Source organism: Streptomyces lacaronensis (assembly GCF_047337785.1).
Taxonomy (GTDB): domain Bacteria; phylum Actinomycetota; class Actinomycetes; order Streptomycetales; family Streptomycetaceae; genus Streptomyces; species Streptomyces lycopersici.
In genome coordinates this window covers 9,299,701-9,326,274 of sequence record NZ_JBLHDK010000003.1, presented here as the reverse complement: position 1 = coordinate 9,326,274, position 26,574 = coordinate 9,299,701, and the positions used below count along the sequence as shown (strand labels likewise).

The following is a 26,574-nucleotide window of genomic DNA, read 5'->3' as shown; positions in this document are numbered from 1 at the left end:
CCGCGTTTCACTTGAACTCGAAACACATGTGTAACCAGGGACGGCTAGGAGGCACGAAACCCATGAAGATCGTGGATCGCGCGGGAGTGTCCAGGGAACTCGACGCGCAGGTCGGCAAACCGCTCATGCACCAGCTCCGGCCCCTCAAGATCGGGGTCATCGGATTCTGTAACGGGAACGCGGCGTGCGGCACCTGCCACGTGTACGTCGAAGAAGACCGCCTCCCCGACCTCCCGGAGCCCGACGAGTACGAGGAGGAGATGCTCGCCGAACTCCCCAGGCGCGAGCAGAACTCCCGTCTCGCATGTCAGCTCGTCTATGAGCCGTCCATGGCCGATCTGACCCTCACGGTTGCCCCGCGCTAGGGACTGTCTCCAGTTGTGATCATTGGGCTTTCAGGATGCTGCTGATCCAGATGGTCGCTGCGCGGAGATGGAGTCCGGCGAGGTAGCTCTCGGGCGTCTTGTCGTAGCGGGTCGCGATGCCTCGCCAGTCCTTCATCCTGTTGATGGCCCGCTCGACCGTGTTGCGGTCGCGGTAGAGATCGGCATTGTGGGTGACGGGCCTGCCGCCCCGGCTGCCTTTCTTCCTGCGGTTGGCGGCCTGGTCCCTCTTCTCCGGGATGACTGCCTTGATGCGGCGTTTGCGCAGATGGGCTCGGTTGGCGCGGGAGGAGTAGGCCTTATCACCGGCCACGGCAGCCGGCCGGGTGCGGGGACGGCCGACCGGCAGACGGACCCGTACCTTGCTCAGAACCGGGATGAACTGCGGGCTGTCGGCGGCCTGTCCGGCGGTCAGAAGGAGCGCCATCGGCCGGCACCGCCGGTCGGCAGCCAGGTGGATCTTGCTGGTCAGCCCGCCGCGCGACCGTCCGAGCAGGGCGGCCTTCAGCCGGGCCCGCCGTCGCAAGCGGATGCGCCGGCGTTCGGCCCGGACCGGATCGCTTTCGCCGTCCTGCCCGCCTTGTCCCTGCGATGCTCCCCCTTTTGCGAGGCTGCCTCCTCGAGTGCGGCCAGAGTCTGTTCGCTGACCCGCATGCCGGCGGCGTCGTGATGGGCCCGCGCGGTGGTGGAGTCCACGCTGACCAGGGACATGTCGATCTCGTCCCTGCGGGCGGCCTCGGCGATCGCTTCGTCCAGCAGGGTCTGGAAGACGCCCGCGTCCCGCCATCGCATGAAGCGGTTGTAGACGGTCTGCCAGGCGCCGAACCGCTCGGGCATCTCTCTCCACTGGCTGCCGGTGCGGAACCGCCAGATCACCCCCTCGAACTGCTCACGCAGCCGCTCGGGGTACGGGCCGAACCTGCCGACCGGCAGGAACGGCTCGATGAACTCCCACTCAAGGTCGGTGAGTTGCGCACGCGTCACAGCACAGTCTTATCGGACCGGCCCCCACCCCGGGGCTTGATCACAACCGGAGACAGTCCCTAGCACCCTTCAGCGAAGAAGGAGCATCTCGTCATGCCCAAGATCACGACCAGCCAGCGGACCGAGAAGCCACTGATTCCGATCACCATGATTTCGCACGGCACCCTCGCCTCGATCGACATACAGGAGTCACGCCGCTTCTACGAGGAACTGCTCGGATTCGAGGTCATTCAGCTCAGCCCTGTGTCGATGCTCCTGCGCCGTGGGACGGATCACACCTACGTCGTCGTCGAGACCGGTGAGCCCGGCCGCATGGGCGTCCTGGACCACAACGGACTGGAAGTATCCACCCGGGAAGAGGTCGACGAAGCCCACCGCACCCTGCACGAAGTGAAGGCGGAGTACGGCATCCGCCGCATCAACCCGGTGATGGACCAGCACGGAGTCTTCTCGTTCTACTTCCAGGACCTCGACGCAAACTGGTGGGAGATCACCTCGTACCACCCGCGCGGGTACGGCTGGGCGTACGAGGACCCGGCACGCGACATCACCGGTCGCACCGACGTCGACCCGGAGCTCATGGAGCACGTCTTCGACCACGAGTTCGCCGAGCGTCTGCGCGGCGGGAAGGCCTGATTTCGTGGAGCGCTTCCGCCGCGTCGTCGTCGTGGGCGCCAGCGTCGCCGGGGTGCAAACCGCGGAGTCACTGCGCCAGTTGGGGTACGATGGGGAGCTCGTCGTCATCGACGGTGACAAGGAGTTTCCCTACAACCGGCCCCCGCTGTCCAAAGAGCTGATCACCGGCGAACTCGACGAAGAGGACATCCGGCTGCTCACGCCGGAGATGGTCAACGAGCTGGACATCGAGCTTCAGCTCGGTACCTGGGCCCGAGGGCTGACGCTCGAGGAGAAGATCCTCGACACGAGCGGCGGGGCCCTGAGCTTCGACGGCCTCGTGATCGCGACGGGTGCCGTCCCGGTCCTCCCCGAGCCTTGGGCCACGCTGGAGGGAGTCACCGCGCTGCGCACTCTCGATGACGCCCGGACCATCCGTGCCGCGCTGGGCGGGAAACCCAGTGTGGTCGTCATCGGCGGCGGGTTCATCGGCTGCGAGATCGCCGCATCGGTACGGCAGGAGAGCGCCGAGGTGACCATCGTCGAGGCGGCGCCCACTCTCATGTCCCGCGTCCTCGACCCGCGGACATCAGCGCCCATCGCCAGACTTCACAAGAACTCGGGCGTATCCGTCCGCTGCGGCACGCGCGTCGCGGGGCTATCGGGCTCCGGCCGGGTCGAGGCAGTCGAGCTCGGTGACGGAACCCGCATCGAGGCCGACCTGGTCGTTGTCGGACTGGGAGCCCGGCCGGCCACAGGCTGGCTCGCCTCCTCGGGAATCGAGCTCCAGGACGGCGTCTGTGCCGACGCCACGCTGAGTGCAGCCCCCGGCGTATACGCCGTCGGGGACGTTGTACGGCATCGGGACGGGGTGACATCGGCTGGGCGGCGGGTCGAGCACTGGACCAGCGCACGCGAGCATGGGGTGCTCGCCGCAGCCAACCTGCTCGATCCCGTGCACGCGCGACCGGTGTCCGGGCTGCCCTTCATCTGGTCCAACCAGCACGGACGGCGGATCCAGATCGTCGGGGAGGGATCGGGCGAGCAGGTCCGGTTCGTGGACACCGCCGACGGCAAGAACGACGGATACCTCGCGTTCGTCGGCGGTCCTCAGCGCGTGACAGGCCTGATCGCGTTCGACCGGCCGAAGCAGTTCCGCAAAGGGCGTCGGCTCCTGGAGGCGGGCGCGGACTGGGCGACGGTCAGGGACACCGAGTGGTGAGCACACGAAGAGGAGAACGACGATGCGCCTGGTGATGATTGAACATGACGGCCGGACCGCAGCCGGGGTGCAGCTACCATCGGGCGACGTCGCACCGGTCCGGGGCGTCCTTGGCGAGGATGCCCCGGACACAGTCGCCGGGGTCATCGCGGGCGGCCGGGAGTTGCTCGATCGACTCGCGAAGGCGGTGGCCCAGGCGGACCTGTCTGTCACCGTATCGGCGAAGCGAGTTCGATTGCGTGCGCCGCTGGGCGAGCGGGAACTCGTCGTCTGTGCAGGGGCCAACTACCGCTCACACCTGAAGGAGATGGGCGAAACGGAGCTGCCTGACAAGGCGGCGTGGTTCGTCAAGAACTCCCGCTCGGTCGTCGGCCCCGGCGCCCCGATCGAGTTGCCGGCGGAGTTCCCTTACCATGTCGACTACGAAGGCGAATTGTGCGTGGTGATCGGCAAGCGATGCCACGCCGTCCGAGCCGAGAACGCCTGGGAATATGTCGCCGGGTACACGCTGCTCAACGATGTCTCGGCGCGGGACGCCCTTCCGGGAATCGCGGCGGCCCGTACACCGACCGATGGCCGTTGGGCCTGGACGGACATGCTGCTGGGCAAGCAGTTCCCCACCTTCGGCCCCATCGGGCCGGTGGTGGTCACCGCGGATGAGATCGACGACGTCAGCGCACTGCGCCTGGTCACCACGGTCAATGGTGAGACCGTCCAGGACGCTCTGGTGTCGGATCTCGTCGTCGGGGTGCCCGAGCTGATCGAGCAGTTCTCCCGGTACTTTCCCTTCGAGCCGGGCGACGTGATCAGTACGGGCACACCAGCGGGAGTCGGGGCAGGGCGACAGCCCCCGGTCTACTTGCGGCACGGTGATGTCGTCAGCATAGCCGTTGACGAAATCGGTGAGCTGACGAATTCCGTGGCGTAGTCGACTGCCGGACGCAAGCAACAGCGTTGCTGCTCAGGTGGCTCTGAGCAGCAACGCTGTTGTCAACCGATCGGCGCGGCAGGTTGCGGTTGGGCGACGACGGTTTGCGGTGACGAGTGCGTCGAGGCTGCAAGCTGTGTGCGGAGGTCGGACCGCCTGCCGGACCTGCCGGCAGCCCGGTCCGCAATAGGCCAGTTGTTCATGGAACGCCGTGTCGAGTTCAACCTACCGAGCAATCAGGTGTGGGAGTACATGACTGATCTCCGAAGGGCCATGACCTCGATCAGTTCCATGTCTCGCTCGACATCTCCGCCACGGAGGCGACCAACCCGAAGTCCGGCCTGGTCGTGCCGCCAGCATTCCCGCGATCTGCGCATGGGGACATCCCTGCTCGAACAACTCCACCGCCCGCATGCGTCGGGCCTCGGCCAACTGCGGTCGCGTCAGCGGCAGAGCGGAGACGTCGGAAACAACGGACTGAGACTCGAAAGGTACCAAGATACTCACACCGCAAAGCGCCCTGCACCCACAGAACTAACGAAGACCTCAGTAGAAGCTACCTTCCTATGTTGAGTAGCGTGAGCAGCGTCTTCCCGGCTCGCGCGGTGGGCCGGAACCTCCCGAGACAGGTTGGAGCGCAGCATGAACTCGTCCTCGCTTTCGGGGCGCACGGCTCTGGTGACAGGGGCAAGCCGGGGTATCGGAGCCGCGATCGCCCGCAACTTGGGAGAGCACGGTGCTTCGGTGGCGGTCAACTACCACCGCAGTGCCGATCAAGCAGCGGCGGTCGTCGCCGATATCGAGGCATCCGGCGCGAAAGCCCTCGCCGTGCGTGGCGATGTCAGCGACATCGACCAGGTTGAGCGGATCGTGACGGAGACCGAGGAGACGTTGGGAGAACCGAACGTGCTTGTCTGCAACGTCATGCTCGGAACCGATCGCATGGGTGTGAAGCTCGGAAAGTCCGGCGGTAGCTTCATCGACACCCGTGAGGGCATCGACGACGTGCAGCAAGCCGTGTCCTCGCAGCTGGCGACGGTCCTGGGATGCTGTCACGCAGTCGTGCCTGGAATGCGTCGCCGTGGCGGCGGATCGATCATCCTCATCGGCGCATCAGCCTCGCGCAGTTCGCGCCCGGGACTGCCGGAGATCGTGATCGCCAAGAGCGCCCAGGACGCCGCGGCACGGTGCCTCTCCCTTCAGCTGGGACCCGACAACATCAGGGTCAACACCGTCGCTCCGGGTTTCGTGCCCACCGACGCCAACGCAGGTCCGCACCAGGCGAAACTCGCCGAACGGGCGGCAGCGAACCGGACCTTGGCCGAACCCATCCTCGCCGAGGACGTCGCCAGGACCGTCACACTCCTGGCCAGCGACCTGGCCCGCAAGGCAACCGGCCTGTTCCTACCGCTCGACGGCGGCCAGACCATCCTCTGACGCGCCCTCCTGGGGTCACTCAGCTCCCTGCTCGCGCCAGGCCCGCGCCACCGCTCCACCGACCGTTCCCTCACCCGCAGTGCAGCCGCGATCTGTCGGTTCTTCTCCCCACGCTCGAAGCGTCCGACAGCCTGCAGCCTGATCCGCTCCCGTGTGGCCCTCCCAGCGTCGGTCAACCCGCCGCCCTGCGCGTATCTCACGCCGATGGTGCTTACCGGAACCGACCAGCCGCCGTCAGGCAAATGGCCCGGCAAAGCATTGGTTCGACGCCAAACGCCAGTTCCCGGACAGGCGGGGCAGTCACTGATCGGGCCGGCCTCAGGTCGTCGTCTCCCGGCGGTCCGGGGCGGCCCAGTGGGTGTGGACGGGAACCCGGGCGGTCGGTTCGTTTGTCAGTGTGGGCTCCGAAGTGTCGCGCCGAGACCTGGCGCAGGAGGTCATACGCCTCGGCGATGAGCTGAATGTCGGCGTATTCGATGCCGTTGTGGACCATCTTGTCGAAGTGTCCGGCGCCATCAGTGCCAATGTGCGTGGCGCACGGCTCGCCGTCCACCTTGGCGCTGATCGTCTCGATTATCGGGCCGACCACTGTGTACGACTCCTTCGAACCGCCGGGCATGATCGACGGGCCGTTCAACGCGTCCTCCTCCCCGCCCGAGACTCCGGCACCGACGAAGTGCAGGCCGCGCTCGCGCAGTGCGGCCTCGCGGCGGCGAGTGTCGGCGAAGTGGGCGTTGCCGCCGTCGATGGTCATGTCCCCGGGCTCCAACAGCGGGCCGAACTCGTCGATGACGGCGTCGGTGGCGGCGCCCGCCTGGACCATGAGCATCACGCGGCGGGGGCGTTCCAGCGCCGCGACGAACTCCTCGGCCGTCTCGACAGAGACGAAGGTGCCCCCGTGACCGAATTCCTCGATCAGGGTTCGGGTGCGTGAGGGGGTGCGGTTGTGGACGGCGACGCTGTAGCCGTGCCGGGCGAAGTTGCGCGCCAGGTTGCGGCCCATCACGCCCAGACCGGTGATGCCGATGGATGCGGATGCGTTCATGGGTGGTACCTGTCCCCTGGGTCGGTGGTGGGGTTGTTCGGGTCCGGTGCGGTTCCGGACCGCAGGTACGGGGCATGCGACCGGACTACCCCGGTGGCGAGTACAGGCCTGCGTCGCCCGCCCGACCGTGCGCTGTGATCACCCGGCGACGCGGATGACGATCGTGTCAAAGCCCTGCTTCCATGCCGAGCTCTCCTCAACCACGTCCGCCGCCGCCCCTGGTCTCGGGTGTGTCAGCCCCGGAGCAGAGTGGTCAGGCTGTCACGCAAGGGCGTGGTGGGACGGCCGATGAGGCGGGACAGGTCGCCGGAGTGCTCCTCAAGGAGGTCGGCGGCGATGTCGAGGTCGGTCTGGGCGATCATCCGGGCCTTCGGCTCAGGCAGGCCCGCGTCGAGCAGGACCTTGCTGTAGTCGTCGGCGCAGAGGTCGCGGTAGACGACGGGTTCGTCGGAGATCTCGGAGACGGCGGCGGCCAGCTCCGGCATGGTCCACGCGGTGTCCCCGGCCAGCTCGTAGACGCTGTTCTCGTGGCCGGAGCCGGTCAGGAGGGTGGCTGCCGCCGCAGCGTAGTCGGCTCGCGTGGCGGCGGAGACGCGGCCTTCAACCGACCGCGCCGAAGATCCGACCCATCGCGAGGGCCTGGCGCACGGGGTTGTCGTAGTTCTCGGTGTACCAGCCGTTGCGGAGGAAGGTGAACGGGACTCCGGAGGCGCGGATGTACTCCTCGGTGGCCTTGGGATCGGGGGCGAGGTTGAGGGTGTGGTGTCCGCTCGCAGGACGCTGGTGTACGCGATGAGCCCGACACCGGCCTCCCTGGCGGCGTCGACGACGGCCCGGTGGTGCCCGGCACGCCGCCCGACGGCATCGCTGGAGATCAGTAGTACTCGCTGGGCGCCCTGAAATGCGGTATCGAGGGTCTCAGGCCGCTCATAGTCGGCCTCGCGGACGTGAATGCCCTTGCCCGCCAAGTCGTTCGCCTTCTCGGGTCTGCGTACGGCAGCGATGATCTGCTCGGCGGGGTGGTGGTCAGCAGTTCCTCGACAACACGGCGGCCGAGCTGGCCGGTGGCTCCGGTTACGACGATCACTGGGGACTCCTTGGGAATGAGCGGGGGGAGAAACTGGCTGGTTGGAGTGTGTGAGCGGAAGCAGTCGCATCCGCTCAAGAGGCGAGCGCGCGCAGGCATGGCGTCGCTCATGGCTACGGCATATAGGTAACGGCGACCGTCGAGGATCGCCTGGTCCGGCAGCACGCTCGGGCGGGCGGCAAGCCCACACCTGCGCACCGCCGAAGCCTCGGCCCCCTGAAGGTCACCCGCCCAGGAGTGCGTCCCCGCCCGGATCACCAGCCGTTCCCCTTTGAACTTGCGCTTCCCCCGAACCGCACTCCTCCGTCGGGCACCCCATCGACATGCCGACGCTGCCGCGGTCATGGGCGCGGGGCCGCGATCGGCCAGGTCGTCTCAAGAGAGGTCAGTGACAGCTCGAAGGCCTCGATCACCGCGTCGGGACCGGGGGGCGTCGGATGGTTCGCGAGGAGGTCAACGACGGTCTTCGGCGGCCCCGGCACGGTTGCCGCCTGCTGAGCGGACACGTGGGTGACAGGTACGGGGTGGCCGTTGATCAGCTCGGGCAGGTCCGCGACAACGAACTCGCGAGGCCCGACGAGGTCGTAGGTGCCGGGGGCTCCATGCCCCAGAGCGGCCTTGGCGAGCGCGTCGACGGCGTCGGCGGAGTAGATAGGACGGAAGCGCTGGGTGCCGTCCCCGATGATCCGTACCGGCGCGTCCGGAGCCGTCTGGCGGAACATCAGCTCGAACGGGGCCGGGTTGTCGCGTCCGCCCGCGAGTGCGTCGATTCGGAAGATCACGCTGCCCGTGACGGTGCGCAGCGCTTCCTCGGCCTGCCCCTTGGCCTTGGTGTACCAGTTGGCATCGGTGGAGTCCGCTCCGACGTACGACAGGTAGACGAGCCGCGCCTTCGAGTTGACCGTCTCGACGACCCTGCGGGCGGTGGCGACGGTGCCGGCCTTGTAACCGGCCCAGTCGTCGGCCGCGAAAACCCCGCTGAGATGGACGACGGCGGATGCGTCCCGGAGGGCCTCGGCGGCACGCGGTGAGTTCATCCAGTCGTCGATGACCTCGTCGGCAGGCAGTGCATCCTTGGACCGGACGAGCGCGACGACACGCACGCCCTGGTCGGCGAAGCGGGTCAGCAGGTCGCGGCCGGTGCGGCTGTTGGCACCGGTGACGACCACGGTCTGGGGGGAGTTCGACACGATCAGCCCTCTCTAGGGTTCCATATAATGCAAAAATATCACACAGCATCTATTCGCACAGCATGTAGTGTACGGGCATGGATGCCATAGAGGAGTTCGGCCTGCTGCTGAAGGCGCTGGCCCGGGAGTCGGAGCGCCGGATCAACGACCTGGTCCGGCCTCTTGGCATCACCGCGCCCCAGGCCGAGGCACTGCAACTGATCGATCAGAGCGGGCCCCTGTCGCTCGGCGAGCTGGGCACCCTCCTGATCGCCGAGGGCGGCCATCCCAGTCGGCTGGTGAACCGGATGGTCGCCTCTGGGCTCCTGCGTCGCGAACCCGCCAATGACGACCGTCGCCGCATCGAGATCTCGTGCACCCCGCGCGGCCACGAACTCGCCGAGGCCGCCCGTGAGTGCAAGCAGCCATTCCGTGCGTGGGTCCGCGAGCAGTTGACCGGCCATGATCTGGCCCCCACCACGGCGCTGCTGGAGGCCTGCCTGCGCGACACCTCGCTGGCGGAGACCGTGCGACTGCGGCGCGAGCACGCCTCGCCGTGACCTCACAGCACGACTGGCTCCGTCCTGCGGAGCGTTATGGATTCTAAGTACCTCTCGGCGCCGGGCCCAGCGACTCCGCCGCGGCGCCCAGGGTCGACGTGGTCGGCGAGATAGATCAGGGCGGCCAGCGCAGCGAGGCGAGGCCCAACGCCGTCATCATGGCCACGAGCTTGGGACCTGCGCATGCCGGGGTAGCGTGCCGGTACGGGCTGAGGTCGTGCGGAGGAGACTTGGCCGGGTGAGGCCCTGAGCCCTGGGTGTGGTGAACCGGGGATGTCACGTCCAGAGCTCCTGGATGCACTACTTGGTGTATCGGGTGCTGCGCACCATCTATTGGCTGCATGGATGGAGTCCGCCCGGGGCGGAGGCTGGGGATTTCGCGGCCGGAGTTGCCGGAACTCTCGGCATCGACGGAGCCCGCGCTTCGGCCGCCAAAAGCGAAGCGCGTGAGGGCGCCCAGGCGCACACCGGCCACAACCGCATATCAGGATTCGACGGCGGGTGGCCTCGGTAGAGGTCGCCGCCCGTCACCGGGGCGTTGGCAGAAGCCCCGCATCTCACCAGTTCTGACGGGTCGGGGAAATGACAAGGTCGTTGACGGTGACGTCGGCGGGCTGGTCGAGGGCGTAGACGACGGCGTCGGTGATGGCCTCGGGGCTGATCGCGATGGCGTTGAGCTCCTGAGCGGCCTTACGGCCCGTGGGGTCGGTGACCTTGTCGGCCCAGCCGGTGTCGATCACGCCGGGGCTGATCGTGGACGCCTTGACGCCCTCACGGACGCCGAGTTCCCTGCGCATCGACTCGGTCATAGCCTGCACGAAGAACTTCGTCGAGCTGTAGACGCCTGCCCCGTCGCCGACCTGGTGGCCAGCCACCGAGTCCATGTTCAGGATGTGGCCGGACCTCTGGCGCAGCATCACCGGCAGGACGGCGTGCACGCCGTTGAGATAGCCGCGGATGTTCACGTCGAGCATCTGGTTCCAGTCGTCGAGTGCCACGTCCTTCCAGTACGAGAAGAGCATCAGGCCCGCGTTGTTGACAAGCACGTCGATGCGTCCATAAGTGTCGACGGCGAAGTCGGCCAGCGCCTGCATATCCGCAGCGTCGGTGACATCGGTGAGCCTGGCGACGGCACTGCCGCCGGCCTTCTCGATGTCGGCGACCAGCTGATCGAGGGCCTCCTGCCCGCGGGCGGCGGCGACAATCTTGGCGCCGCGGGCAGCGAGGGCCTTGGCGCTGACGGCGCCGATGCCGGAAGAGGCGCCGGTGATCACGACGACCTTGTCCTGCAGATGGTTCATGGGATCTCCCAGTGAAGTGGTTCAGCACGTCGCCCTGTGGCGAGCGGAACGGCTATGCGTGGAAGGGGAAGATGAGGGCGGGCTCAGCGCTTGCGACGCTGGACCGCGTAGGAGTACTGGTCGGGCCAGCGGGGCTCGGTGCCGAGTTTGAGGGCGGCATGCTGCGCCCAGTAGGGATTGCGCAGCAGTTCACGGCCGAGGAAGACAGCGTCGGCCTGCCCGCTGGTGAGGATCTCCTCCGCCTGCTGCGGCTCGGTGATGATGCCGACGGCGGCGGTCGGGATGCCGGTGGCCTCGCGGGCCTGGGCGGCGAAGGGCACCTGGTAGTTCGGTCCAGCGACGATCTTGGCGTCGCGGACCATGCCGCCGGTGGAGACGTCGAGCAGGTCGACGCCGTGAGCCTGGAGTTCCTTGGCGAGTCGGACGGTGTCCTCGCTGGTCCAGCCCTCGCGGTCGTCCTCGGGGTTCTCGGTCAGCCAGTCGGTGGCCGAGGTACGGAAGAAGACCGGCAGCTCCTCGGGCCACACCTCACGTACGGCGTCGACGACCTCCAGGGCGAAGCGGATCCGGTTCTCGAAGCTGCCGCCGTAGAGGTCGGTGCGGTGGTTGGAGGCCGGGGAGAGGAAGGAGTTGATCAGGTAGCCGTGGGCGCCGTGCATCTCGGCGACTTCGAATCCGGCGGCCAGCGCGCGCCGTGCGGAGTCGGCGAAGTCACATACGAGCTGCTGGATTTCGTCCGTGGTCAGCTCGTGCGGGACGGGCAGGCCGTCGTATGCGACCGGGCTGGGCGCCACCGGCTGCCAGCCGCCTTCGCCCTCAGGAACGTGGCGGTCGGACAGCCAGGGCTTGTCCACGGACGCCTTGCGGCCGGCGTGCGCGAGCTGGATGGCCGGGACGGCGCCGTGGGCCTTGATGGCCTCGGTGATCCGGGTGAACGCCTCCTGCTGCCGGTCGTTCCACAGGCCCAGGTCCCAGGAGCTGATGCGCCCGTCGGGGCGTACGCCGGTGGCCTCAGCCATCACCAGGCCCGCGCCTCCGGCGGCGCGGGAGGCCAGGTGGGCGAGGTGGAAGTCGGTCGGCGCGCCGGTCTCCGGGCCCTTGGGGGCGGCGGAGTACATGCACATCGGGGACATCCAGATGCGGTTGGGTATCTGGAGGGAACGCAGCTTGAGGGGGGTGAATAGGGTGCTCACGAGTGGTTCTCTTTCCGATGGTTCTGGTGGGTATGAGGACCGGGGTGGGGCTGGGCAGTGGCATCAGCTGGCGGCAAGCGCCGTGACGGCATCAGCAATGCGGGTGTCGCCGCCGCCAATGACCTCAAGAATCCGGCCATCCAGTCGAGGCTCGTCGAGCAGCGCGAGCAGCACTGCGGCGACGTCCGCCCGCGGGATGGGGCCGGTGCCGGCACGATCGCCGAGGTACACCCCGCCGGTGCCTGGCTCATTGCCGAGGATCCCGGGGCGGACGATCGTCGCCTTGAGCGCGGTCCGGGCGCGGATCGCGTCCTCGGCGGCGGCCTTGGCCCGGATGTAGACGCCGAACTCCTCGTCGAAGTTCGCCGGCTCCGCCCGCAGGTTGTCACCCATGGCGGAGATCAGCAGATAGCGTCCGGCTCCGGCGGCCTCGGCGGAGTCCGTGAGCAGGACGGCGGCGTCACGGTCGACAGTCTCCTTACGGGCCGAACCGCCGCCCGGGACCGCGCCCGCGGCGAACACCACGGCGTCGGCGCCCGTCAGCTGGACGGCGACCTCGTCGGACGTGGCCTTCTCCTGGTCCACGACCAGGGCTTCGGCCCCCACCTCGGCGAGATCGGCGGCCTGGGCCGGGTCACGGATGAAGCCCGCGACGGCGTCACCACGGTCCGACAGGAGCTTCTCCAGGATCAGCGCGATCTTGCCGTGTCCTCCGGCTATGACGACCCGCATGTTCCTTCCCCTTACGTGAGCGGCTTCAGAGGTCAGTGACCGCGGTCAGGCGGGCAGGCGGGTGTCGATGACGAAGCTGACCTCAATGAGCTGTCCCGGGAAGAACAGTGAGGCGACGCCGATGGTGCTGCTGGTGGGCCGGTGGGCGCCGAAGTAGGCCAGGTTCGCTGCAGCCATCTTCATGTTGTACTTCGGCAGATCCACGATGAACTGGGTCTCCGAGATGACCTGGTTGCGCGTGACGCCGTAGTGCGCCAGGACCTTGTCGAAGTTGGCGTACACCTGCTTGAGCTGGGCATCGAAGTCGTCCGGGTAGAGGAAGTTGCCCTCCGCGTCGTGCGACAGCTGCCCGGATACGTAGATCGTCTCGCCGACCTTGATGGCTTGGACGAAGCCGAACTCGTCCTCACCGGAGACGTTGTGGCTGTAGGAGTCGATGGAGGACATGCCAGTTCCATACCTTTCCATACCTTTCTTCGTGGGTTGATTCGGGTCACTCGTAAGATCCGGACACCCAGGGGCGCCGGGTGTGGCTGTCATGCTGTTGCCGCTCTCGTGGCTGAAGGAGATTGGCCGCCCGGTGCCCCGCGACGACTCGGCCGCTGATTGGGATGCGCGAACTGAATCGCTTGTATGGACACGTCGGCGAGGTCGTCTGCTGGGAGAGCACGTAAGCACGACGAAGGGAGACCCAGTGCCGGAACTGTGGGCGGGGACGGACGCGGGCAAGGCCGAGCACCACTGCACCGTGATCAACGCCGACGGCACGAAGGTGCTCTCGCGCCGGGTGCCGAACAACGAAACCGAACTGCTGGAACTGCTCGGGGACGTCCTGGAGCTGGCTGACGGCGGCCTGGTCACATGGGCGGTCGACCTGAACGCTGGCGGGGCCGCATTGTGGATCGCCCTGCTGGTCAACCACGGGCAGAAGCTGCTCTACATCCCCGGCCGGACCGTGCACCATGCCTCCGCCGCCTACCGCGGCAGCGGTAAGACGGACGCGAAGGACGCCTTCGTCATCGCTGACCAGGCGCGCATGCGGCGCGATCTGCAACCGTTGATGGAGACCAGCGAGATCGCCATCGACCTGAAGATCCTCACCGCCCGGCGCATGGACCTTTCGGCCGACCGCACGAGAGCGGTCAACCGGCTCCGCGCGCAGATGCTTGAGTACTTCCCCGCCCTGGAGCGCGCCTTCGACTACAGCGTCTCCAAGACCGCGCTCATCTTGCTGACCGGCTACCAGACCCCCGCCGCCCTGCGCCGGATCGGCCGGGCCCGGCTGGCCACCTGGCTGAAGAACCACGGCGTCCGCGTGGGCAACCACGCCAGAGGGGCCGCAGAAGCCGCCGTCACCGCCGCCGAGGCCCAGTTCACCGCTGTCCCCGGGGAGAAGACCGCCGCGAAGATGGTCCACACCCTGGCCAGGGAGGTGATGGCCCTCGACCAGGAGATCGCGGAGATCGAAGCCCTGATCGAGGGCCGGTTTCGCGAGCATCCCGACGCCAAAGTGATCACCAGCCTGCCCGGCATCGGCAACATGCTGGGAGCGGAGTTCATCGCCGCCACCGGCGGCGACATGACCGCCTTCGGCAGCCCCGACCGGCTCGCCGGCGTCGCCGGGCTCGCCCCTGTCCCCCGCGACTCCGGGAAGATCAGCGGCAACCTGCGTCGGCCGCGGCGCTACAGCCGCAGGCTCCTGCGGATGTTCTACCTCTCCGCCCAGGTCGCTGCCTACAGCTGCCCGGAGTCCAAAGCCTTCTACCAGCGCAAACGATCCGAGGGGAAGTCCCACAAGCAGGCCCTCCTCGCGCTGGCCAGGCGCCGTCTCAACGTGCTCTGGGCCCTCATACGCGACCACCGGACCTTCGAGGTCGGCGCGTCCCACACCGTTGCCGTAGCGGCATGAATCCCTCACGGCCCGTCACCCTGAGGACTTGACTTCACCATTGGGAATCTCCTTGCTGGCAGAGCTGTTTCTGTGGTGGTCTCAAGGAGAGGTAAGCCCTCAGGTCGTCGTCCCCGTGAGGCGGGCGACCGCCTCCGCGACCGGCGTGTCACCCGAGGTCAGCTCGACAATGACCCGGTTCAGTCGGGGCTCATGCAGGGCGGCGTCGATGAACGCGGCGACGTCGTCGCGGTGCACGTCGCCGTACTCGACCGCCGGACCGGCCGTGACGCGACCGCTGCCGGGAGTGTCCAGGAGCGTGCCGGGGCGGACGATCAGCCAGTCCAGGCCGGTACGGGTCAGGTACACGTCCGAGGTCTTCTTGACCTTGATGTAGTGCTCGAAGCGCTCGCTGCGCTCGCCGTTGCGCAGGGCGTCGGGGAAGACCGAGACGAGCACGAACCGCGACACCCCGGCGAGCGCGGCCGCGTCGGCGGCCTTCTCCAGACCCTTGCCGTCGATCAGCGTTGTCTTGTCCATGCCGGTGCCGTGCGCACCGGCCGAGAACACCACGGCGTCGTGCCCGCGCATCATCTGCGCGAGCTCCTCCACCGAGTCGCCGATGAGGTTCCCGATCAGGGGCGTCGCACCGGCCGCCCGCACGGTCTCGCCCTGGGCCGGCCCGCGGTGCATGCCGGTCACCTCATCCCCGCGGGTGGTCAGCAGCTGGGTGAGGCGGCGGCCGACTCCGCCGGCGGCACCGATCTGGAACACCTTCATGATCTTCTCGTCTCTCTTCGCACGCGTGGGGTCGTACGAGTCGGCAGAACGGCGGTGTCAGACGGCGAAGACCTGGGAGTCGTCGGCGAACGCCTTGAACTCCAGGGCGTTGCCGGCCGGGTCGAGGAGGAACATCGTCCACTGCTCGCCCTTCTGCCCCTCGAAGCGGACATAGGGCTCGATGACGAACTCCGTTCCCGCCTCGCGCAGCCGCTCCGCGAGCTCGCGGAACTCGGGGATCGTCACGATCAGTCCGAAGTGCGGCACCGGGACGTCGTGGCCGTCGACCGGGTTGTGTATGTGCTGTGCGCGCTCCGGCGCGAGGTGGGTGACGAACTGGTGGCCGTACAGGTTCCAGTCCACCCAGGTGTCCGCGCTGCGGCCCTGCTCCAGGCCCAGCACCTCGCCGTAGAAATGGCGCGCGGCGGCCAGGTCGTCGACCGGCATGGCCAGGTGGAACCGCGGGATCGGGGAGTCGAGAACGGTCATAGCCGTGCCTTTCCGCGAGGGGATGAGCCGGGGCGCCCTTGAGGGCATCTGACTCATTGTCCTAATGTAGACATTAGTTTCAATGCCTGGATGTTAACATCACGACCTGGAGGAGGCGCAAATCATGAGTGGCACGGGGAAAGTGGCTCCAGCCCGACGCCGGGGCCTGGCCGACGAGGTCGCGGACCGGATCCGCGACGCGATCTTCAGCGGGGCCTACGCCCCTGGCGCACAGCTGCGCGAGGTGGAACTGTCCGGCGAGATGGACGTGAGCCGCGGCCCGGTGCGCGAAGCGCTGCGCCTGCTGGAACGTGAGGGCCTGGTCCGCTGCGCGTGGCACCGTGGTACGACGGTGACGACGCTGTCCCCCGAGGACGTCGCCGAGCTCGACAGCCTGCGCGGCGCGCTGGAGGACCTCGCCGTCCGACAGGTGATCGCGCACGCCTCGGACGAGGACCTGGCGTCCGTCGCGAAGACGGCCGAGATGATGGAGCGTGCCGCGGACGCGCACGAGATGGTGCGCTGGGACATCGCCTTCCATGACGCGGTGTTCGCCGCCGCCGGCCACCAGCGTCTCGCGGACGCGTGGGACGGCATCCGGTGCCAGGTGCACCTGTTCCTACTGACCCGGATCAGCCGCAGCACCGAGGGCTACCTCGACTGCATCCCGGGCGAGCACCGCGAACTCGTCGCCGCGCTGCGTTCCGGCGACGTTCAGGGTTCACTCGACCTGTTCAGCGCCCACCGCCGCCACGCCGTCGACGTGGTCGCCAAAGACCGCGCCCCGAGCTGACACGCGGCGCGTCAGCATCCAGGCGAGCGCCTTCCGCCGCGAGCGGATATCCGCAGCTCCCTTCTCCGCCCCGCCTGCCGCCGACAGGGGTCCATTCGACGCCGGCGGCAGGTTGCCCGCCTCTTGCGAGGTCCACACGAAGGGGCCTGTGCCGGTCAGCTGGACTGAACCATGGGCATGATGGTGACCTGCTGAAGGTTGGCCCGCGGTGGCAGGCTCGCGAGGAACCCGACAGTCTGGGCGATGTCCTGCAGCGTGAGCCACTCCATCGTCTCCTTGACACCCTCCAGCGACTGAAGCGCGCCCTCGTCGGTGACGTGGCTCTGCAGCTCGGTGCCGACGACGCTCGGCTCGATCACCGCCACGCGCACTTTCATCGCGCCGGGCTCGACCCGCAGGTGACGGGACAGTGCGCTACCGCTTCGTCATCGACGCCTCCACCATCTGACCGCTGCTTCCCCGCCTCCGCCGCTCGCCCGAGCCTCGGGGTCGAACCGGTGCGCATCGGCGTTACCCACGAGGCCAGCAGTACGACACGGCGGTCGGTGGTCGGTGTCCTCCCCCGGTGGGGCACCGGGGAGAGACCGGGTACGCCCGCCCGGTGATCGGCGGCGCTATCGGCTCGGCCGCCTCCGCCCTCCCGTCCCGCCTGATACAGGTCAACCATCGGCTCGCTGCGCTGCGCGACGGTGGTGCCTCGTCGCCCATCGGTGAGGATCACTCCCGACTTCGCCAGAATCGACCAAGCCGCACTGACCGTGGTCGGCGACAGCGCCACTCGTGCGCGACTCGCCTGACGGGCGGCAACTTGGTGCCCGGCTTCAGCTCGCCGTCCCTGACCGCGGCGCCGACTGCCTTCGCGAGCCCGCTTGAACTCGGGCTGTCCATGCGCTGCTCGATCGCCGCCACGAGGTCGTCCATAGTTTGTACCGTAGCGAAAAAGCATTGTGTGGCCTTGTCGGCCGAACATATCGTCGGCGCCAGACCGCTCCATTCGCCCGCGAACACAGCGCTGGCAACAACGCCTCAGGAGTACCGGTTATGCGCCACATCCCGCACTGGATCAATGGCAAGGCGATCGCGCCCGGTGACCACACGATCGAAGTCCGCGACCCGGCTACCGACACCTGCGTCGCACGTGTCGGCATCGCGGATTCCGCCACGGTCCAGCAGGCGGTCACCGCCGCCAGGAACGCCGCGTCGGCCTGGGCAGACCTGACGCTCTCCAAGCGCGCCCAGGTCCTGTTCCGCTTCCGTGACCTCCTGCTCGCGTCCCGGGAAGAGCTCGCCACCCTCATCACCCAGGAGCACGGCAAGACCATCGACGACGCGGCCGGCGAGGTCCTTCGAGCGGTCGACTCGGTGGAGCTCGCAACCGGCGGCCCGGCACTGGCCCGGGGAGGCACGTCCCTGGGTACGGGGCCCGGCATCGACACCAAGTCCGTCATGCACCCGCTCGGCGTCTGTGTCGGAGTCACCCCGTTCAACTTTCCGGTCATGATGGGACTGATGATGCTGTCGGTCTCGCTCGCGGCGGGAAACACCTTCATCTGGAAGCCGAGCGAGCAAGCCCCCGGGGCGGCGATCAAGATCGCAGAGTTGTTCGCCGAGGCCGGCCTGCCCGACGGCGTCCTTAACGTCGTCCACGGGCAGCAGGAGGCCGTGAACGAGTTGATCGACCACCCCGCCACTCAGGCCATCTCGTTCGTCGGTTCAAGTGCGGTCGCGCAAGCCATCTACGCCCGTGCCGCCGCGGCCGGAAAGCGGGTACAGGCGTTCGGCGGTGCCAAGAACCACCTCGTCGTCATGCCGGACGCCGACCTCGACCTGGTGGCGGATCACCTCGCCGCCGCGGCCTTCGGCGCCGCAGGCCAGCGCTGCATGGCCATTTCCGTCGCCGTGGTGGTCGGATCCGACCAGGAGCCACTGCTGGAGAAGATCGGCAAGCGCGCCAGGGAGACCAACCTCAACGCCGGCACCGTTCCGGGTGCTGACCTGGGCCCGGTCGTGAGCCGCGCCGCTCAGGCGCGGATCAGGGGCATCGTCGCCGCCGCCATCGACGACGGCGCACGCGCCGTCGTCGACCGAAGCCACGAGAAGGTCGACGGAGCCGAGAACGGATACTTCGTCGGCCCCACCGTCCTCGCTGATGTCCCCGTGGCCTCTGCGGCGTACCGCGAGGAGATCTTCGGCCCGGTGCTGACCGTCCTGCGTGTGGACACCCTCGACGACGCACTTGAGCTGATTCGTGAGCACCCTTACGGCAACGGCGCCTCGATCTTCACTCAGAACGGAGCGGCTGCAAACAAGTTCGAGCGTGAAGCCTCAGCAGGCATGGTTGGCGTCAACGTTGCCATCCCTGTGCCGGTCGCGGCCTACGCCGTCCAGGGCTGGAAGTCCTCCGCGTTCGGAGACACTGGCCTCAACAACGCCTCATGGTCGTTCTACACGCGCCCCAAGTACGTGACCTCACGCTGGGACGCTCCCGCGGGGTCGGACTTCGGCTTCCGTCCGAACTAGCCACATCGCAGCATCCGTCCCCGGCAACGGCCGGCGAAGGGTGCCGATGTCCCCCGGCTCTCGAACGGAGACAACCATGACGAGCTCAACTGAGCGCTCGATGCGCACAATCCAGGATGCAGAGCGCCCGATGTCACGCAGGGCGCTGGCGGGGGGAGCGATCGGCCAGTTCATCGAGTTCTACGACTTCGCGCTCTACGGAGCCACCGCGGTCGTCTTGGCCAAGGTGTTCTACCCCGACGCCTCGGACACGGCCGGCCTGATCTCAGTCTTCGCCACCTTTGGCGTCGCCTTCGTCGCCAGGCCGCTGGGCGGCCTGGTGTTCGGCACGCTCGGTGACAAGATCGGCCGACGGCGCGTCCTGACGATCACGCTGGTGCTCATCGGGCTGGCCACCACAGGCATCGGCCTGCTGCCGACCTATGACCACATCGGTGCGGCGGCGCCCATCGGTCTGCTCCTGCTGCGCTTCCTGCAAGGCTTTTCCGCCGGTGGAGAATCGGTCGGGGCCTCGGCGTTCGTGTTCGAGCACGCACCCGTCGACCGGCGCGGACTCTGGCTCAACATCACCCTTGCCGCGACCGCGCTCTCGTCCGTGGTTGCCGCCAGCGCGATGCTGATCCTCTCGACCTCACTGGGTGAGGGCGACTACATGAGCTGGGGATGGCGCCTGCCCTTCGTCGCCGCGCTCCCGTTGGCCGCGATCGGTCTGTGGATTCGTCTGAAGACCGAAGAAAGCCCCGCCTTCCGGCAGGTGATCGAGGCACAGCAGACACAGAGCACTGAGCGCGCGCCCCTGCGAATCAGCCTTCGCGAGAACAAGACCCGCATGGGCCAGGTGGTGGCAGTCATCGCGCTGACGGCCATGGGCTTCTACTTCCTGTCAGGTTTCTTCGTGACCTATGTGCAAACGGCCGGCGATCTGAGCTCGGCTCAGGCGCTGGCAGCCAACGCCGTGGCACTGGGACTCTTCACCGTGGTGCTGCCGGTCATGGGTCGGGTGAGCGACTCGGTCGGACGTCGTCCCATGCTCGTGTGGGGTTCCGCACTGGTGGCGGTGTTCGCAATCCCGTGTTTCTCCCTGGCCACGAGCGGCGACATGGTCCTGGCCATCGTCGGCCAGCTCGGTTTCGTCCTGGTGCTGTGTGTGTACGGTGGCGGCTGCTACACCTTCTACGTCGAGATCTTCTCCACCGATACCCGTTTCACGTCCGCCGCCATCGCGTACAACGTCAGCTACGCCGTGTTCGGCGGAACGGCCCCGCTCATGGGCACCTGGCTCGTCGACATCACCGGCGTGCCGGCAGCTCCGGGCTACTACGTCGCCGCCACCGCAGCCGTCGCCCTTCTGGTCATCCACGTCACAAAGATTCAGGAGACGCGTCATCGTGCAGCCTGACCGCCTTGCCGCATTTGACGACGGCCGAACTCCCCGTGACGGCAGCGGAGGGACGCCCGTCACGATCGTCCACGGCCCACGCATCGAGACCCTGACCGCGGCGCGCCCGGACGCCCTCGCGATCGCCGACGGGCGGATCCTTGCACATGGATCCGAGGATGCGCTACTGCTCCGGTTCCCGCGGGCCGAGGTTCGCCGCGTCGAGGGCGAGCTGATCGTTCCCGGCTTCAACGACGCGCACATCCACCCGTGGTTCGCCGCCGAGACCGCGGCCCGCGTCGACCTCAGCGGCACGACGACTCCCGACGGTGCCATCGCCGCCCTGCGTCAAGCCGCGACGAAGGCGGATGACGGGGAATGGGTGGTCGCCGCTGGCTATTCCGTTCCGAACGATCCAAGCCGCCGCCTGGATCGCACCGTCCTCGACCAGGTCTCAACGAACAACCCGATCTACGTCATTGCGTCGAACTGGCACGCCGCAGTAGTCAACTCGGCCGGCCTCCGCCTCCTCGACCGCGAAGGAGTCCTCGGCCTTCCCGGAGGTCACGCCGACCGCGACGAACACGGTGACCTCGACGGCTGGATCTACGAGTCGGTCCACATGGAGGCGGTGTGGGGCGCCACGCAGCGACCCCCGATCCTGCCTCTCCTCCCACGGCAGGTGCTTGCCGACTCACTTCGCAGGCAGCTGCGGCTGCTGAATTCGCACGGGACCACCTCGTTCACCGATGCCCTGGTGACGCCTGCCGGCCTCGAGGCGTACGACCTGCTCAGGCGTCAGCACGCCCTCACCGCTCGAGTCAACGTCGCCGTGTGGCACCGGTACCGCGATCTCGTCCAAGGTCTCGGTCTCTCATCGGGGTTCGGTGACGAGTGGCTGCGACTGGCCGGGGTCAAGTTGATGTACGACGGCGCCATCACCGGTGGGACGTGCATGTGCGCCGACCCTTATGACAGCGCCACAGGAACCGGCAACGGCCTGCAGGTCCTCAGCCGTGAGGAACTCACCGAGATTGTCACCGACCTGCACGCGCACGGCATTCGCGCGTGCGTGCACGCCAACGGTGACGCCGCGATCGACGACGTGCTCACCGCGGTTCAGTCCGCGCAGGCGGAACACCCCGAGATCAAGCTCAACCACCGCATCGAACACTGCAGCCTGCTGCCTGACGCTCAGCTGGCCAAGGTTCGCAACCTCGGCGTGACGCCGGTCCCGTTCGCCGGATTCATCCGCTACCACGGCCCTGCCTTGGTCGCTCGCTACACCCACGATCGTGTCGAGCAGCTCGCCCGGCACGGGTCTCTCATCGCCGCGGGGGTGCACGTGGCCGGGTCCTCGGACTATCCTTGCGCGCCGATCAGCGTGCTGGATGGCCTCGAGTCACTCACCCGGCGTGAAACGGCCGATGGGCGGGTGATCGGCGCCCAGGAGCGCATCTCACTTCGAGAGGCCCTGTGGGTCTACACCGCCGGGTCTGCGTACGCGACCGGCGAGGCCCACTTCAAAGGGCGCCTCACCCCCGGGTTCGCAGCCGATTTCGTCGTCCTCGACCGAGACATCTTCAAGGCGGGGACGGACTGGGCCCGGCAAACTTCCGTTCTCTCCACATGGACCGCCGGAACACCCGTGTGGGCAGCCGGCGACGAAGGTTCGTGAATGACCCAAGGAGTGCACCCATGACGCAAACCACTCAAGCCGGGCCTCTCGTCGAGCGCGGTGCCGAGCGAACCTACCAGCTCGACCGCCGGCACGTCTTCCATTCGTGGTCAGCACAAGGCGCACTGGACCCCATGGTCCTCGATCGCGCACAGGGCAGCCACGTCTGGGACGGAGCGGGCCGGCGCTACCTGGACTTCTCCTCGCAGCTGGTCTACACCAACGTCGGTCACCAGCACCCCAAGGTGATCGAGGCGATCTGCCGCGAGGCCAAGCACCTGGCGACCGTGGCGCCGCCGTACGCGAACCGTGCACGGTCCGAGGCCGCTCACCTCATCGCGCAACGGACTCCTGGCGATCTCAACCGGGTGTTCTTCACGAACGGGGGAGCGGACGCGAATGAACACGCGGTGCGCATGGCTCGCCAGGTCACCGGACGGAACAAGGTCATGGCCGGTTACCGCTCGTACCACGGCGGAACCACCACTGCTGTCAACATGACCGGCGATCCACGACGGTGGGCCAACGACTTGGGCGTGGCCGGCGTCGTGCACTTCCACACCCCCTTCCTCTACCGCTCCGTCTTCTACGCGCAAAGTGAGCAGGAGGAGTGCGAACGTGCCCTCGAGCACCTCCGCACCACCGTCGAGCTCGAAGGCCCGGACACCATCGCCGCCATCGTCCTCGAATCCGTTCCCGGCACCGCCGGCGTCATGGTGCCACCGGCCGGATACATGGCCGGAGTCCGTGACCTCTGCAACCACTACGGGATCGTCATGATCACCGACGAGGTCATGACCGGCTTCGGACGAACCGGTGCCTGGTTCGCCATCGGTGCCATGGACGTGGTTCCCGACCTGCTCACCTTCGCCAAGGGCGTCAACTCCGGGGCCGTACCCCTGGGTGGAGTGGCAATCTCGGATCGGATCGCCGACTTCTTCAGCGCACGCCCCTACCCCGGAGGACTCACCTACTCGGGCCACCCCCTCGCGACGGCCGCCGCTGTGGCCACCATCAACGTCCTGCAGGACGAAGGCGTGATCGAGCACGCCCATCGCCTGGGGGAGGAGCTGTTCGGGCCATGCCTGTCCACGATCGCCGACCGACACCCCTCGGTCGGCGAGGTCCGCGGTATTGGCGCCATGTGGGTTCTTGACCTGGTCTCCGACCCCGCTGCCCGCACACCACTGGCTCCCCTTGGCGGGACGAGCGAGGCGATGGCCGCTCTCGGGCAGGCACTCAAGGCTGGCGGCATGCTCCCGCTTATCAACTCGAATCGGCTGTACGTCATGCCTCCCTGCAACATTTCCGAAGAAGACGCACATCGTGGTCTCGACATCATCGACCGGACCCTCGAAGTAGCTGATGCCCATGTCGTCGGAGCAGAACAACCCTGAGTCTGTTCACCAGCTGATTCCGGCGCCACCGGCAGGCGGTCGCTGCCGGTCGCCGACAGCGACCGCGAGCTGGCCGCATCGACGCCGCGGACCAGGAACTGGTCGATCCGTACCACCGGGAACTTCGCCGGCAAGGTGAAGCCGAAGCCGTCCCTGGCCGCGTCCTGGGCCGACTGCAGCCGCGCGGTGAGCCCGGCGAACACGCGGTCGTCCATGGCGTCGTTCAGGTCGCCGAGCAGTACCACGCGCTTGTTCCTCTCGGCGTCGACGGCCTCGCCAAGCGCCTGCGCGTTGCGGTTTCGCGTCTCCGTCCAGAAGCCCGTTCTGGGGCTCACCCGTACGGAGCCCGGAGAGCGGTCAGGGCAGCTGACACGCCCGCTCATGCGCGGTGCACCGACGACAACTCCACGAGCAGCACATGTGCGTCGCTTCGGGAGAGGGTTGCCGCCCGCTTCCGACGGGCGGCGGCACGGTGGTCAGCTCGGGGCGGTGGTGCCGGCGACCGGCAACAACGGCCGGACCTCCGCCCACTCCGCGTCCGTCATGTGCGACGGGTACCGGCGCACCCGATCGGGATGATCGGTCGCGTTGCCGTACACGTGCGCGAGGCAATCTCACGACACGGCGGGCGAGTTGAAGTCAACGGGCTCGGGCGCGTACAACAACGACAACAGGGCCTCCGGGAACCGCTCGAAATGGGGTCGCACCCCCGAGCTACCAGGAGGCCCTGTCTTCATGCGCGTACCGCCGGAAGATCACCCGACCAGGAACTCCGTTCGATCCACACGTTTCAAGATCGGTTGAGATACGGCTTCTCACGACCCCCAACCGTCAGCAGCTCATCAGGTTGCGGACGGGTGCCGCCCCGCAGAGGCGGGACCGGTCAGCGGCCCCGGGACCGGCGGCCGTCAGTTCTCGCGGCGACCGCGAGGCGCTCGGCGAGCTCGGCGTGGTGATCCTTGATCAGACCGCTCGTCACTCGGATATGCGGCGCATTGTCCGGCAGGACCGCGAAAGGTGCGCCCGGCGTGACGCAGATGCCCTGGCTCGCAAGCCGCATGATTGCCGCCGATTCGTCGTGCACCGGGACCCAGATGTTCATTCCGTCGCAGCCGCCGACACGTACGCCGTGTTCGTGAAGCGCGGTGACAATTGCCGTCCGCCGACGGGCGTGCTCCGTGCGGGCGGCCGAGACCTCGCGAATCGACGCCGGGTCGGTCAGTAGGTTCAGCAGGATTCGCTGGAGCAATCTGCTGCTCCAGCCTTGACCCAACTGGCGCCGGGCGGTGACTTGTTCCAGCAGTCCGGCAGGTGCGCTCAGTGCGGCGAGCCGAATGTCGGGACCGTGCGACTTCGAGAAGCTGCGTATGTGCAACGTCTGGTCGGGCAGCCACCGGCCCAGACTAGTGGGTTCGCTGAGCGAGATCATGCCGCTGGAGTCGTCCTCGACGACGACCGTACTGGTGCCTCGGACGACCTTCGCGATGGCCCGAGCGCGGCGCTGCGACAGCGAGACCCCGGTCGGGTTCTGTGCGCGCGGCTGCAGAAAGACCGCAGCGACCGGAGTCCTGAAGGCCGCACGCAGCTCATCGAGGCGGACGCCTTCATCGTCCAGCGGCACACCGATTATCCGCACGCCGGCGGTCTCGAGCAGGTCGAGCAGCTGCGTGAACGCGGGGTGCTCGACGACGACCCTGTCTCCGAAACGGAGACAGGCATGAACGATCATCTGCATCGCGTCCATCGCACCGTCCACCATGGTCAGGTTCTCCGGTCGGTACGGCCAGTCGTTGCCGAGCACCTCGACCAGCTCAGGCAGGTCCGGTTGGTCCAGATAGCTGCCCTGCGCGCCAGCCCTATCGAGACCCGCGATGGCACGTGACAGGCTCGGCAGCAGGGCTGGGTCGGGGCCACCGGCCGACAAGTCGAGCTCGAACGGGGCCTGGCGCTCCAGCACCGTCTGGTAGCGACCAGTGACCGACACATCAGTCCGCGCGACCTTGGTGCCTCTGCGGCCGTCGGTGTGGATCATGCCCGATCGGCGGAGCAGCGCCCACGCCGCGCTGACCGTCGTGGGCGACAGCGCCAGCTCATGGGCCACCTCGCGGATCGGCGGTAGTCGCGTGCCTGGGCTGAGCAATCCATCGCGAATTGCCTGGCTCACGGCATGCGCCAAGCCTTTCGCGCTGGGCTCGTCGAGTCGTTCTTCGATCGGGGATAGGATTCCGTCCACGTTTGTAACGTAGCAATTCCTGATTGTATTGCCAACAAACCAGTCGTACCGTCTCCGCATGACGACTCCCGTTCCGCGCCGCCAGGCCGCTCTCGCCAGGAGCACCTGTATCGACGGACCCGAAGCCATCGATTTCGGTACTCGAGCCACGCTCGGCACCTCGCATCGGCCGGACACGGTGAGCCCGCAAGCCGAGCTCCGCGCGTGCCTCATCCGGCAAGGAGTCCTGCTGTGACCTCACTCGTGGATGTCAGCTCGGCTGACGTCGAGCGGATCCTCGCTGACGACAACGCACACGTCCTCCACCCCTGGTCCGCGCAGAAACAGATCGCACCGATCGCAGTTGCCCGGTGCCAAAGGCTCGTACTTCTGGGATCACGACGGCAATCGGTACCTGGACTTCACGGCGCAACTTGTCAACGTCAACATCGGTCACCAGCACCCCAAGGTCGTCGCGGCCGTTCAGGAGCAGGCTGGAGCCGGCGATGCCCGGTGTCGTGCGCTACTGGGGTCCCTACCTCTACCGTTCGGCTTTCCACGCGACCACCGAGGCGGAGGAGTGCGAGCGGGCGCTGCAGCACCTGCGAGACACGATCACGGTGGAAGGGCCGCACACCGTGGCCGCGAAGCACGCATGTGGTACCGCCCTGCACGGCGAGCGCCGAGGAGATCCGCGAGGGGCTTGCAGCGCTCGATGAGGCGCTCACGGTGGCAGATCGCAACTACGTCAGTAGGTAGTGCTCCCGGAACATCTGTCAAGGA

The 26,574-nt window shown here is 67.6% G+C and carries 23 protein-coding genes and 6 pseudogenes; 14 read left to right on the top strand and 15 right to left on the bottom strand.

The features are described from left to right. The first annotated feature begins 62 nt into the window (after positions 1-62). A complete protein-coding gene (locus ACMTAK_RS40520) occupies positions 63-365 on the top strand; it encodes a 2Fe-2S iron-sulfur cluster-binding protein (protein ID WP_413810750.1) in 303 nt (100 codons plus the stop codon). A gap of 19 nt (positions 366-384) precedes the next feature. Here ACMTAK_RS40520 and ACMTAK_RS40515 read toward each other — a convergent pair. Beyond that, positions 385-1,367: pseudogene (locus ACMTAK_RS40515) on the bottom strand (IS5 family transposase). Between the two features lie 93 nt (positions 1,368-1,460). On the opposite strand from ACMTAK_RS40515, the gene ACMTAK_RS40510 reads away from it, so the two are divergent. The 4 genes from ACMTAK_RS40510 to ACMTAK_RS40495 all read left to right on the top strand — a co-directional run bounded on the left by ACMTAK_RS40510 (position 1,461) and on the right by ACMTAK_RS40495 (position 5,569). Beyond that, positions 1,461-2,003, top strand: coding sequence for a VOC family protein (locus tag ACMTAK_RS40510; RefSeq protein ID WP_413810749.1), 543 nt, complete (start codon positions 1,461-1,463; stop codon positions 2,001-2,003). Between the two features lie 4 nt (positions 2,004-2,007). After that, on the top strand, positions 2,008-3,204 hold the full coding sequence (locus ACMTAK_RS40505; RefSeq protein WP_413810748.1) for an NAD(P)/FAD-dependent oxidoreductase: 1,197 nt from the start codon (positions 2,008-2,010) through the stop codon (positions 3,202-3,204). Positions 3,205-3,226: 22 nt separating this feature from the next. Beyond that, positions 3,227-4,132, top strand: a complete 906-nt coding sequence (locus tag ACMTAK_RS40500; protein WP_413810747.1) for a fumarylacetoacetate hydrolase family protein — start codon at positions 3,227-3,229, stop codon at positions 4,130-4,132. 642 nt (positions 4,133-4,774) lie between these two features. Next, positions 4,775-5,569: an SDR family NAD(P)-dependent oxidoreductase gene (locus ACMTAK_RS40495; protein ID WP_413810746.1), complete on the top strand. Its 795-nt coding sequence runs from the start codon at positions 4,775-4,777 to the stop codon at positions 5,567-5,569. A gap of 24 nt (positions 5,570-5,593) precedes the next feature. Here ACMTAK_RS40495 and ACMTAK_RS52725 read toward each other — a convergent pair. The 5 genes and pseudogenes from ACMTAK_RS52725 to ACMTAK_RS40470 all read right to left on the bottom strand — a co-directional run. After that, a pseudogene (locus ACMTAK_RS52725) lies at positions 5,594-5,769 on the bottom strand (helix-turn-helix domain-containing protein); the annotation flags it as partial. A gap of 218 nt (positions 5,770-5,987) precedes the next feature. Then, positions 5,988-6,614: pseudogene (locus tag ACMTAK_RS40485) on the bottom strand (NAD(P)-binding domain-containing protein); the annotation flags it as partial. A gap of 233 nt (positions 6,615-6,847) precedes the next feature. Next, a complete protein-coding gene (locus ACMTAK_RS40480) occupies positions 6,848-7,099 on the bottom strand; it encodes a Rossmann-fold NAD(P)-binding domain-containing protein (protein ID WP_413813286.1) in 252 nt (83 codons plus the stop codon). 330 nt (positions 7,100-7,429) lie between these two features. Next, positions 7,430-7,771 (bottom strand): annotated as a pseudogene (locus tag ACMTAK_RS40475) (hypothetical protein); the annotation flags it as partial. Positions 7,772-8,042: 271 nt separating this feature from the next. After that, positions 8,043-8,891 carry an SDR family oxidoreductase gene (locus ACMTAK_RS40470; protein WP_413810745.1) on the bottom strand — a complete coding sequence of 283 codons (849 nt, stop codon included), beginning with the start codon at positions 8,889-8,891 and terminating at the stop codon, positions 8,043-8,045. Positions 8,892-8,968: 77 nt separating this feature from the next. On the opposite strand from ACMTAK_RS40470, the gene ACMTAK_RS40465 reads away from it, so the two are divergent. Continuing rightward, entirely contained in the window at positions 8,969-9,430 is a 462-nt protein-coding gene (locus ACMTAK_RS40465) for a MarR family winged helix-turn-helix transcriptional regulator (RefSeq protein WP_413810744.1), read from the top strand. A 557-nt stretch (positions 9,431-9,987) separates the two neighbouring features. Here the strand turns inward: ACMTAK_RS40465 and ACMTAK_RS40460 are convergent. The 4 genes from ACMTAK_RS40460 to ACMTAK_RS40445 all read right to left on the bottom strand — a co-directional run bounded on the left by ACMTAK_RS40460 (position 9,988) and on the right by ACMTAK_RS40445 (position 13,103). After that, complete coding sequence (locus ACMTAK_RS40460) at positions 9,988-10,731, bottom strand: SDR family oxidoreductase (protein ID WP_413810743.1); 744 nt, start codon at positions 10,729-10,731, stop codon at positions 9,988-9,990. Positions 10,732-10,814: 83 nt separating this feature from the next. Continuing rightward, positions 10,815-11,924 carry an NADH:flavin oxidoreductase/NADH oxidase gene (locus tag ACMTAK_RS40455; RefSeq protein ID WP_413810742.1) on the bottom strand — a complete coding sequence of 370 codons (1,110 nt, stop codon included), beginning with the start codon at positions 11,922-11,924 and terminating at the stop codon, positions 10,815-10,817. Between the two features lie 63 nt (positions 11,925-11,987). Beyond that, complete coding sequence (locus ACMTAK_RS40450) at positions 11,988-12,656, bottom strand: SDR family oxidoreductase (RefSeq protein ID WP_413810741.1); 669 nt, start codon at positions 12,654-12,656, stop codon at positions 11,988-11,990. Between the two features lie 45 nt (positions 12,657-12,701). Continuing rightward, positions 12,702-13,103, bottom strand: a complete 402-nt coding sequence (locus tag ACMTAK_RS40445) for a RidA family protein (RefSeq protein ID WP_413810740.1) — start codon at positions 13,101-13,103, stop codon at positions 12,702-12,704. Between the two features lie 247 nt (positions 13,104-13,350). Here ACMTAK_RS40445 and ACMTAK_RS40440 point away from each other — a divergent pair, with 247 nt between their 5' ends. Continuing rightward, on the top strand, positions 13,351-14,565 hold the full coding sequence (locus tag ACMTAK_RS40440; RefSeq protein ID WP_413810739.1) for an IS110 family RNA-guided transposase: 1,215 nt from the start codon (positions 13,351-13,353) through the stop codon (positions 14,563-14,565). Positions 14,566-14,664: 99 nt separating this feature from the next. Here ACMTAK_RS40440 and ACMTAK_RS40435 read toward each other — a convergent pair whose 3' ends face one another. Together ACMTAK_RS40435 and ACMTAK_RS40430 are read right to left on the bottom strand one after the other, a co-directional pair. Continuing rightward, positions 14,665-15,324 carry an NAD(P)H-binding protein gene (locus ACMTAK_RS40435; RefSeq protein ID WP_413810738.1) on the bottom strand — a complete coding sequence of 220 codons (660 nt, stop codon included), beginning with the start codon at positions 15,322-15,324 and terminating at the stop codon, positions 14,665-14,667. A 57-nt stretch (positions 15,325-15,381) separates the two neighbouring features. Further along, a complete protein-coding gene (locus ACMTAK_RS40430) occupies positions 15,382-15,813 on the bottom strand; it encodes a VOC family protein (protein WP_413810737.1) in 432 nt (143 codons plus the stop codon). A 124-nt stretch (positions 15,814-15,937) separates the two neighbouring features. On the opposite strand from ACMTAK_RS40430, the gene ACMTAK_RS40425 reads away from it, so the two are divergent. Continuing rightward, positions 15,938-16,606, top strand: a complete 669-nt coding sequence (locus tag ACMTAK_RS40425; protein ID WP_413810736.1) for a GntR family transcriptional regulator — start codon at positions 15,938-15,940, stop codon at positions 16,604-16,606. Between the two features lie 155 nt (positions 16,607-16,761). Here ACMTAK_RS40425 and ACMTAK_RS40420 read toward each other — a convergent pair whose 3' ends face one another. Further along, on the bottom strand, positions 16,762-16,971 hold the full coding sequence (locus tag ACMTAK_RS40420) for a hypothetical protein (protein WP_413810735.1): 210 nt from the start codon (positions 16,969-16,971) through the stop codon (positions 16,762-16,764). Positions 16,972-17,530: 559 nt separating this feature from the next. Between ACMTAK_RS40420 and mmsA the strand changes: the two genes are divergently transcribed. The 4 genes from mmsA (at position 17,531) to ACMTAK_RS40400 (ending at position 23,579) form a co-directional block, all read left to right on the top strand. Then, a complete protein-coding gene (gene mmsA, locus ACMTAK_RS40415) occupies positions 17,531-19,126 on the top strand; it encodes a CoA-acylating methylmalonate-semialdehyde dehydrogenase (protein WP_413810734.1) in 1,596 nt (531 codons plus the stop codon). 76 nt (positions 19,127-19,202) lie between these two features. Continuing rightward, a complete protein-coding gene (locus ACMTAK_RS40410; protein ID WP_413810733.1) occupies positions 19,203-20,525 on the top strand; it encodes an MFS transporter in 1,323 nt (440 codons plus the stop codon). Further along, on the top strand, positions 20,515-22,182 hold the full coding sequence (locus ACMTAK_RS40405; RefSeq protein ID WP_413810732.1) for an amidohydrolase: 1,668 nt from the start codon (positions 20,515-20,517) through the stop codon (positions 22,180-22,182). The genes ACMTAK_RS40410 and ACMTAK_RS40405 overlap by 11 nt, the downstream gene beginning before the upstream one ends. Before the next feature lie 20 nt (positions 22,183-22,202). Further along, positions 22,203-23,579, top strand: a complete 1,377-nt coding sequence (locus ACMTAK_RS40400) for an aspartate aminotransferase family protein (protein WP_413810731.1) — start codon at positions 22,203-22,205, stop codon at positions 23,577-23,579. A gap of 6 nt (positions 23,580-23,585) precedes the next feature. Here the strand turns inward: ACMTAK_RS40400 and ACMTAK_RS40395 are convergent. Both ACMTAK_RS40395 and ACMTAK_RS40390 read right to left on the bottom strand, forming a co-directional pair. Then, positions 23,586-23,926 (bottom strand): annotated as a pseudogene (locus tag ACMTAK_RS40395) (endonuclease/exonuclease/phosphatase family protein); the annotation flags it as partial. A gap of 536 nt (positions 23,927-24,462) precedes the next feature. Continuing rightward, a complete protein-coding gene (locus tag ACMTAK_RS40390) occupies positions 24,463-25,812 on the bottom strand; it encodes an aminotransferase-like domain-containing protein (protein WP_413810730.1) in 1,350 nt (449 codons plus the stop codon). A 58-nt stretch (positions 25,813-25,870) separates the two neighbouring features. Between ACMTAK_RS40390 and ACMTAK_RS40385 the strand changes: the two genes are divergently transcribed. Together ACMTAK_RS40385 and ACMTAK_RS40380 are read left to right on the top strand one after the other, a co-directional pair. Next, the gene (locus ACMTAK_RS40385) at positions 25,871-26,047 is read left to right on the top strand and encodes a hypothetical protein (RefSeq protein WP_413810729.1); all 177 of its coding nucleotides are present in this window, start codon (positions 25,871-25,873) and stop codon (positions 26,045-26,047) included. Continuing rightward, positions 26,044-26,438 (top strand): annotated as a pseudogene (locus tag ACMTAK_RS40380) (aminotransferase class III-fold pyridoxal phosphate-dependent enzyme); the annotation flags it as partial. The gene ACMTAK_RS40385 and the pseudogene ACMTAK_RS40380, both read left to right, overlap by 4 nt. Between the last annotated feature and the right edge of the window lie 136 nt (positions 26,439-26,574).

What these genes read in the sequence shown, in the direction of transcription:
- ACMTAK_RS40520 (WP_413810750.1), top strand. Translation starts at nt 63, where the DNA reads ATGAAGATCGTGGATCGCGCGGGAGTGTCCAGGGAACTCGACGCGCAG.
- ACMTAK_RS40510 (WP_413810749.1), top strand. Translation starts at nt 1,461, where the DNA reads ATGCCCAAGATCACGACCAGCCAGCGGACCGAGAAGCCACTGATTCCG.
- ACMTAK_RS40500 (WP_413810747.1), top strand. Translation starts at nt 3,227, where the DNA reads ATGCGCCTGGTGATGATTGAACATGACGGCCGGACCGCAGCCGGGGTG.
- ACMTAK_RS40495 (WP_413810746.1), top strand. Translation starts at nt 4,775, where the DNA reads ATGAACTCGTCCTCGCTTTCGGGGCGCACGGCTCTGGTGACAGGGGCA.
- ACMTAK_RS40480 (WP_413813286.1), bottom strand. Translation starts at nt 7,099, where the DNA reads ATGCCGGAGCTGGCCGCCGCCGTCTCCGAGATCTCCGACGAACCCGTC.
- ACMTAK_RS40465 (WP_413810744.1), top strand. Translation starts at nt 8,969, where the DNA reads ATGGATGCCATAGAGGAGTTCGGCCTGCTGCTGAAGGCGCTGGCCCGG.
- ACMTAK_RS40460 (WP_413810743.1), bottom strand. Translation starts at nt 10,731, where the DNA reads ATGAACCATCTGCAGGACAAGGTCGTCGTGATCACCGGCGCCTCTTCC.
- ACMTAK_RS40450 (WP_413810741.1), bottom strand. Translation starts at nt 12,656, where the DNA reads ATGCGGGTCGTCATAGCCGGAGGACACGGCAAGATCGCGCTGATCCTG.
- ACMTAK_RS40445 (WP_413810740.1), bottom strand. Translation starts at nt 13,103, where the DNA reads ATGTCCTCCATCGACTCCTACAGCCACAACGTCTCCGGTGAGGACGAG.
- ACMTAK_RS40435 (WP_413810738.1), bottom strand. Translation starts at nt 15,324, where the DNA reads ATGAAGGTGTTCCAGATCGGTGCCGCCGGCGGAGTCGGCCGCCGCCTC.
- ACMTAK_RS40430 (WP_413810737.1), bottom strand. Translation starts at nt 15,813, where the DNA reads ATGACCGTTCTCGACTCCCCGATCCCGCGGTTCCACCTGGCCATGCCG.
- ACMTAK_RS40425 (WP_413810736.1), top strand. Translation starts at nt 15,938, where the DNA reads ATGAGTGGCACGGGGAAAGTGGCTCCAGCCCGACGCCGGGGCCTGGCC.
- ACMTAK_RS40410 (WP_413810733.1), top strand. Translation starts at nt 19,203, where the DNA reads ATGACGAGCTCAACTGAGCGCTCGATGCGCACAATCCAGGATGCAGAG.
- ACMTAK_RS40400 (WP_413810731.1), top strand. Translation starts at nt 22,203, where the DNA reads ATGACGCAAACCACTCAAGCCGGGCCTCTCGTCGAGCGCGGTGCCGAG.
- ACMTAK_RS40385 (WP_413810729.1), top strand. Translation starts at nt 25,871, where the DNA reads ATGACGACTCCCGTTCCGCGCCGCCAGGCCGCTCTCGCCAGGAGCACC.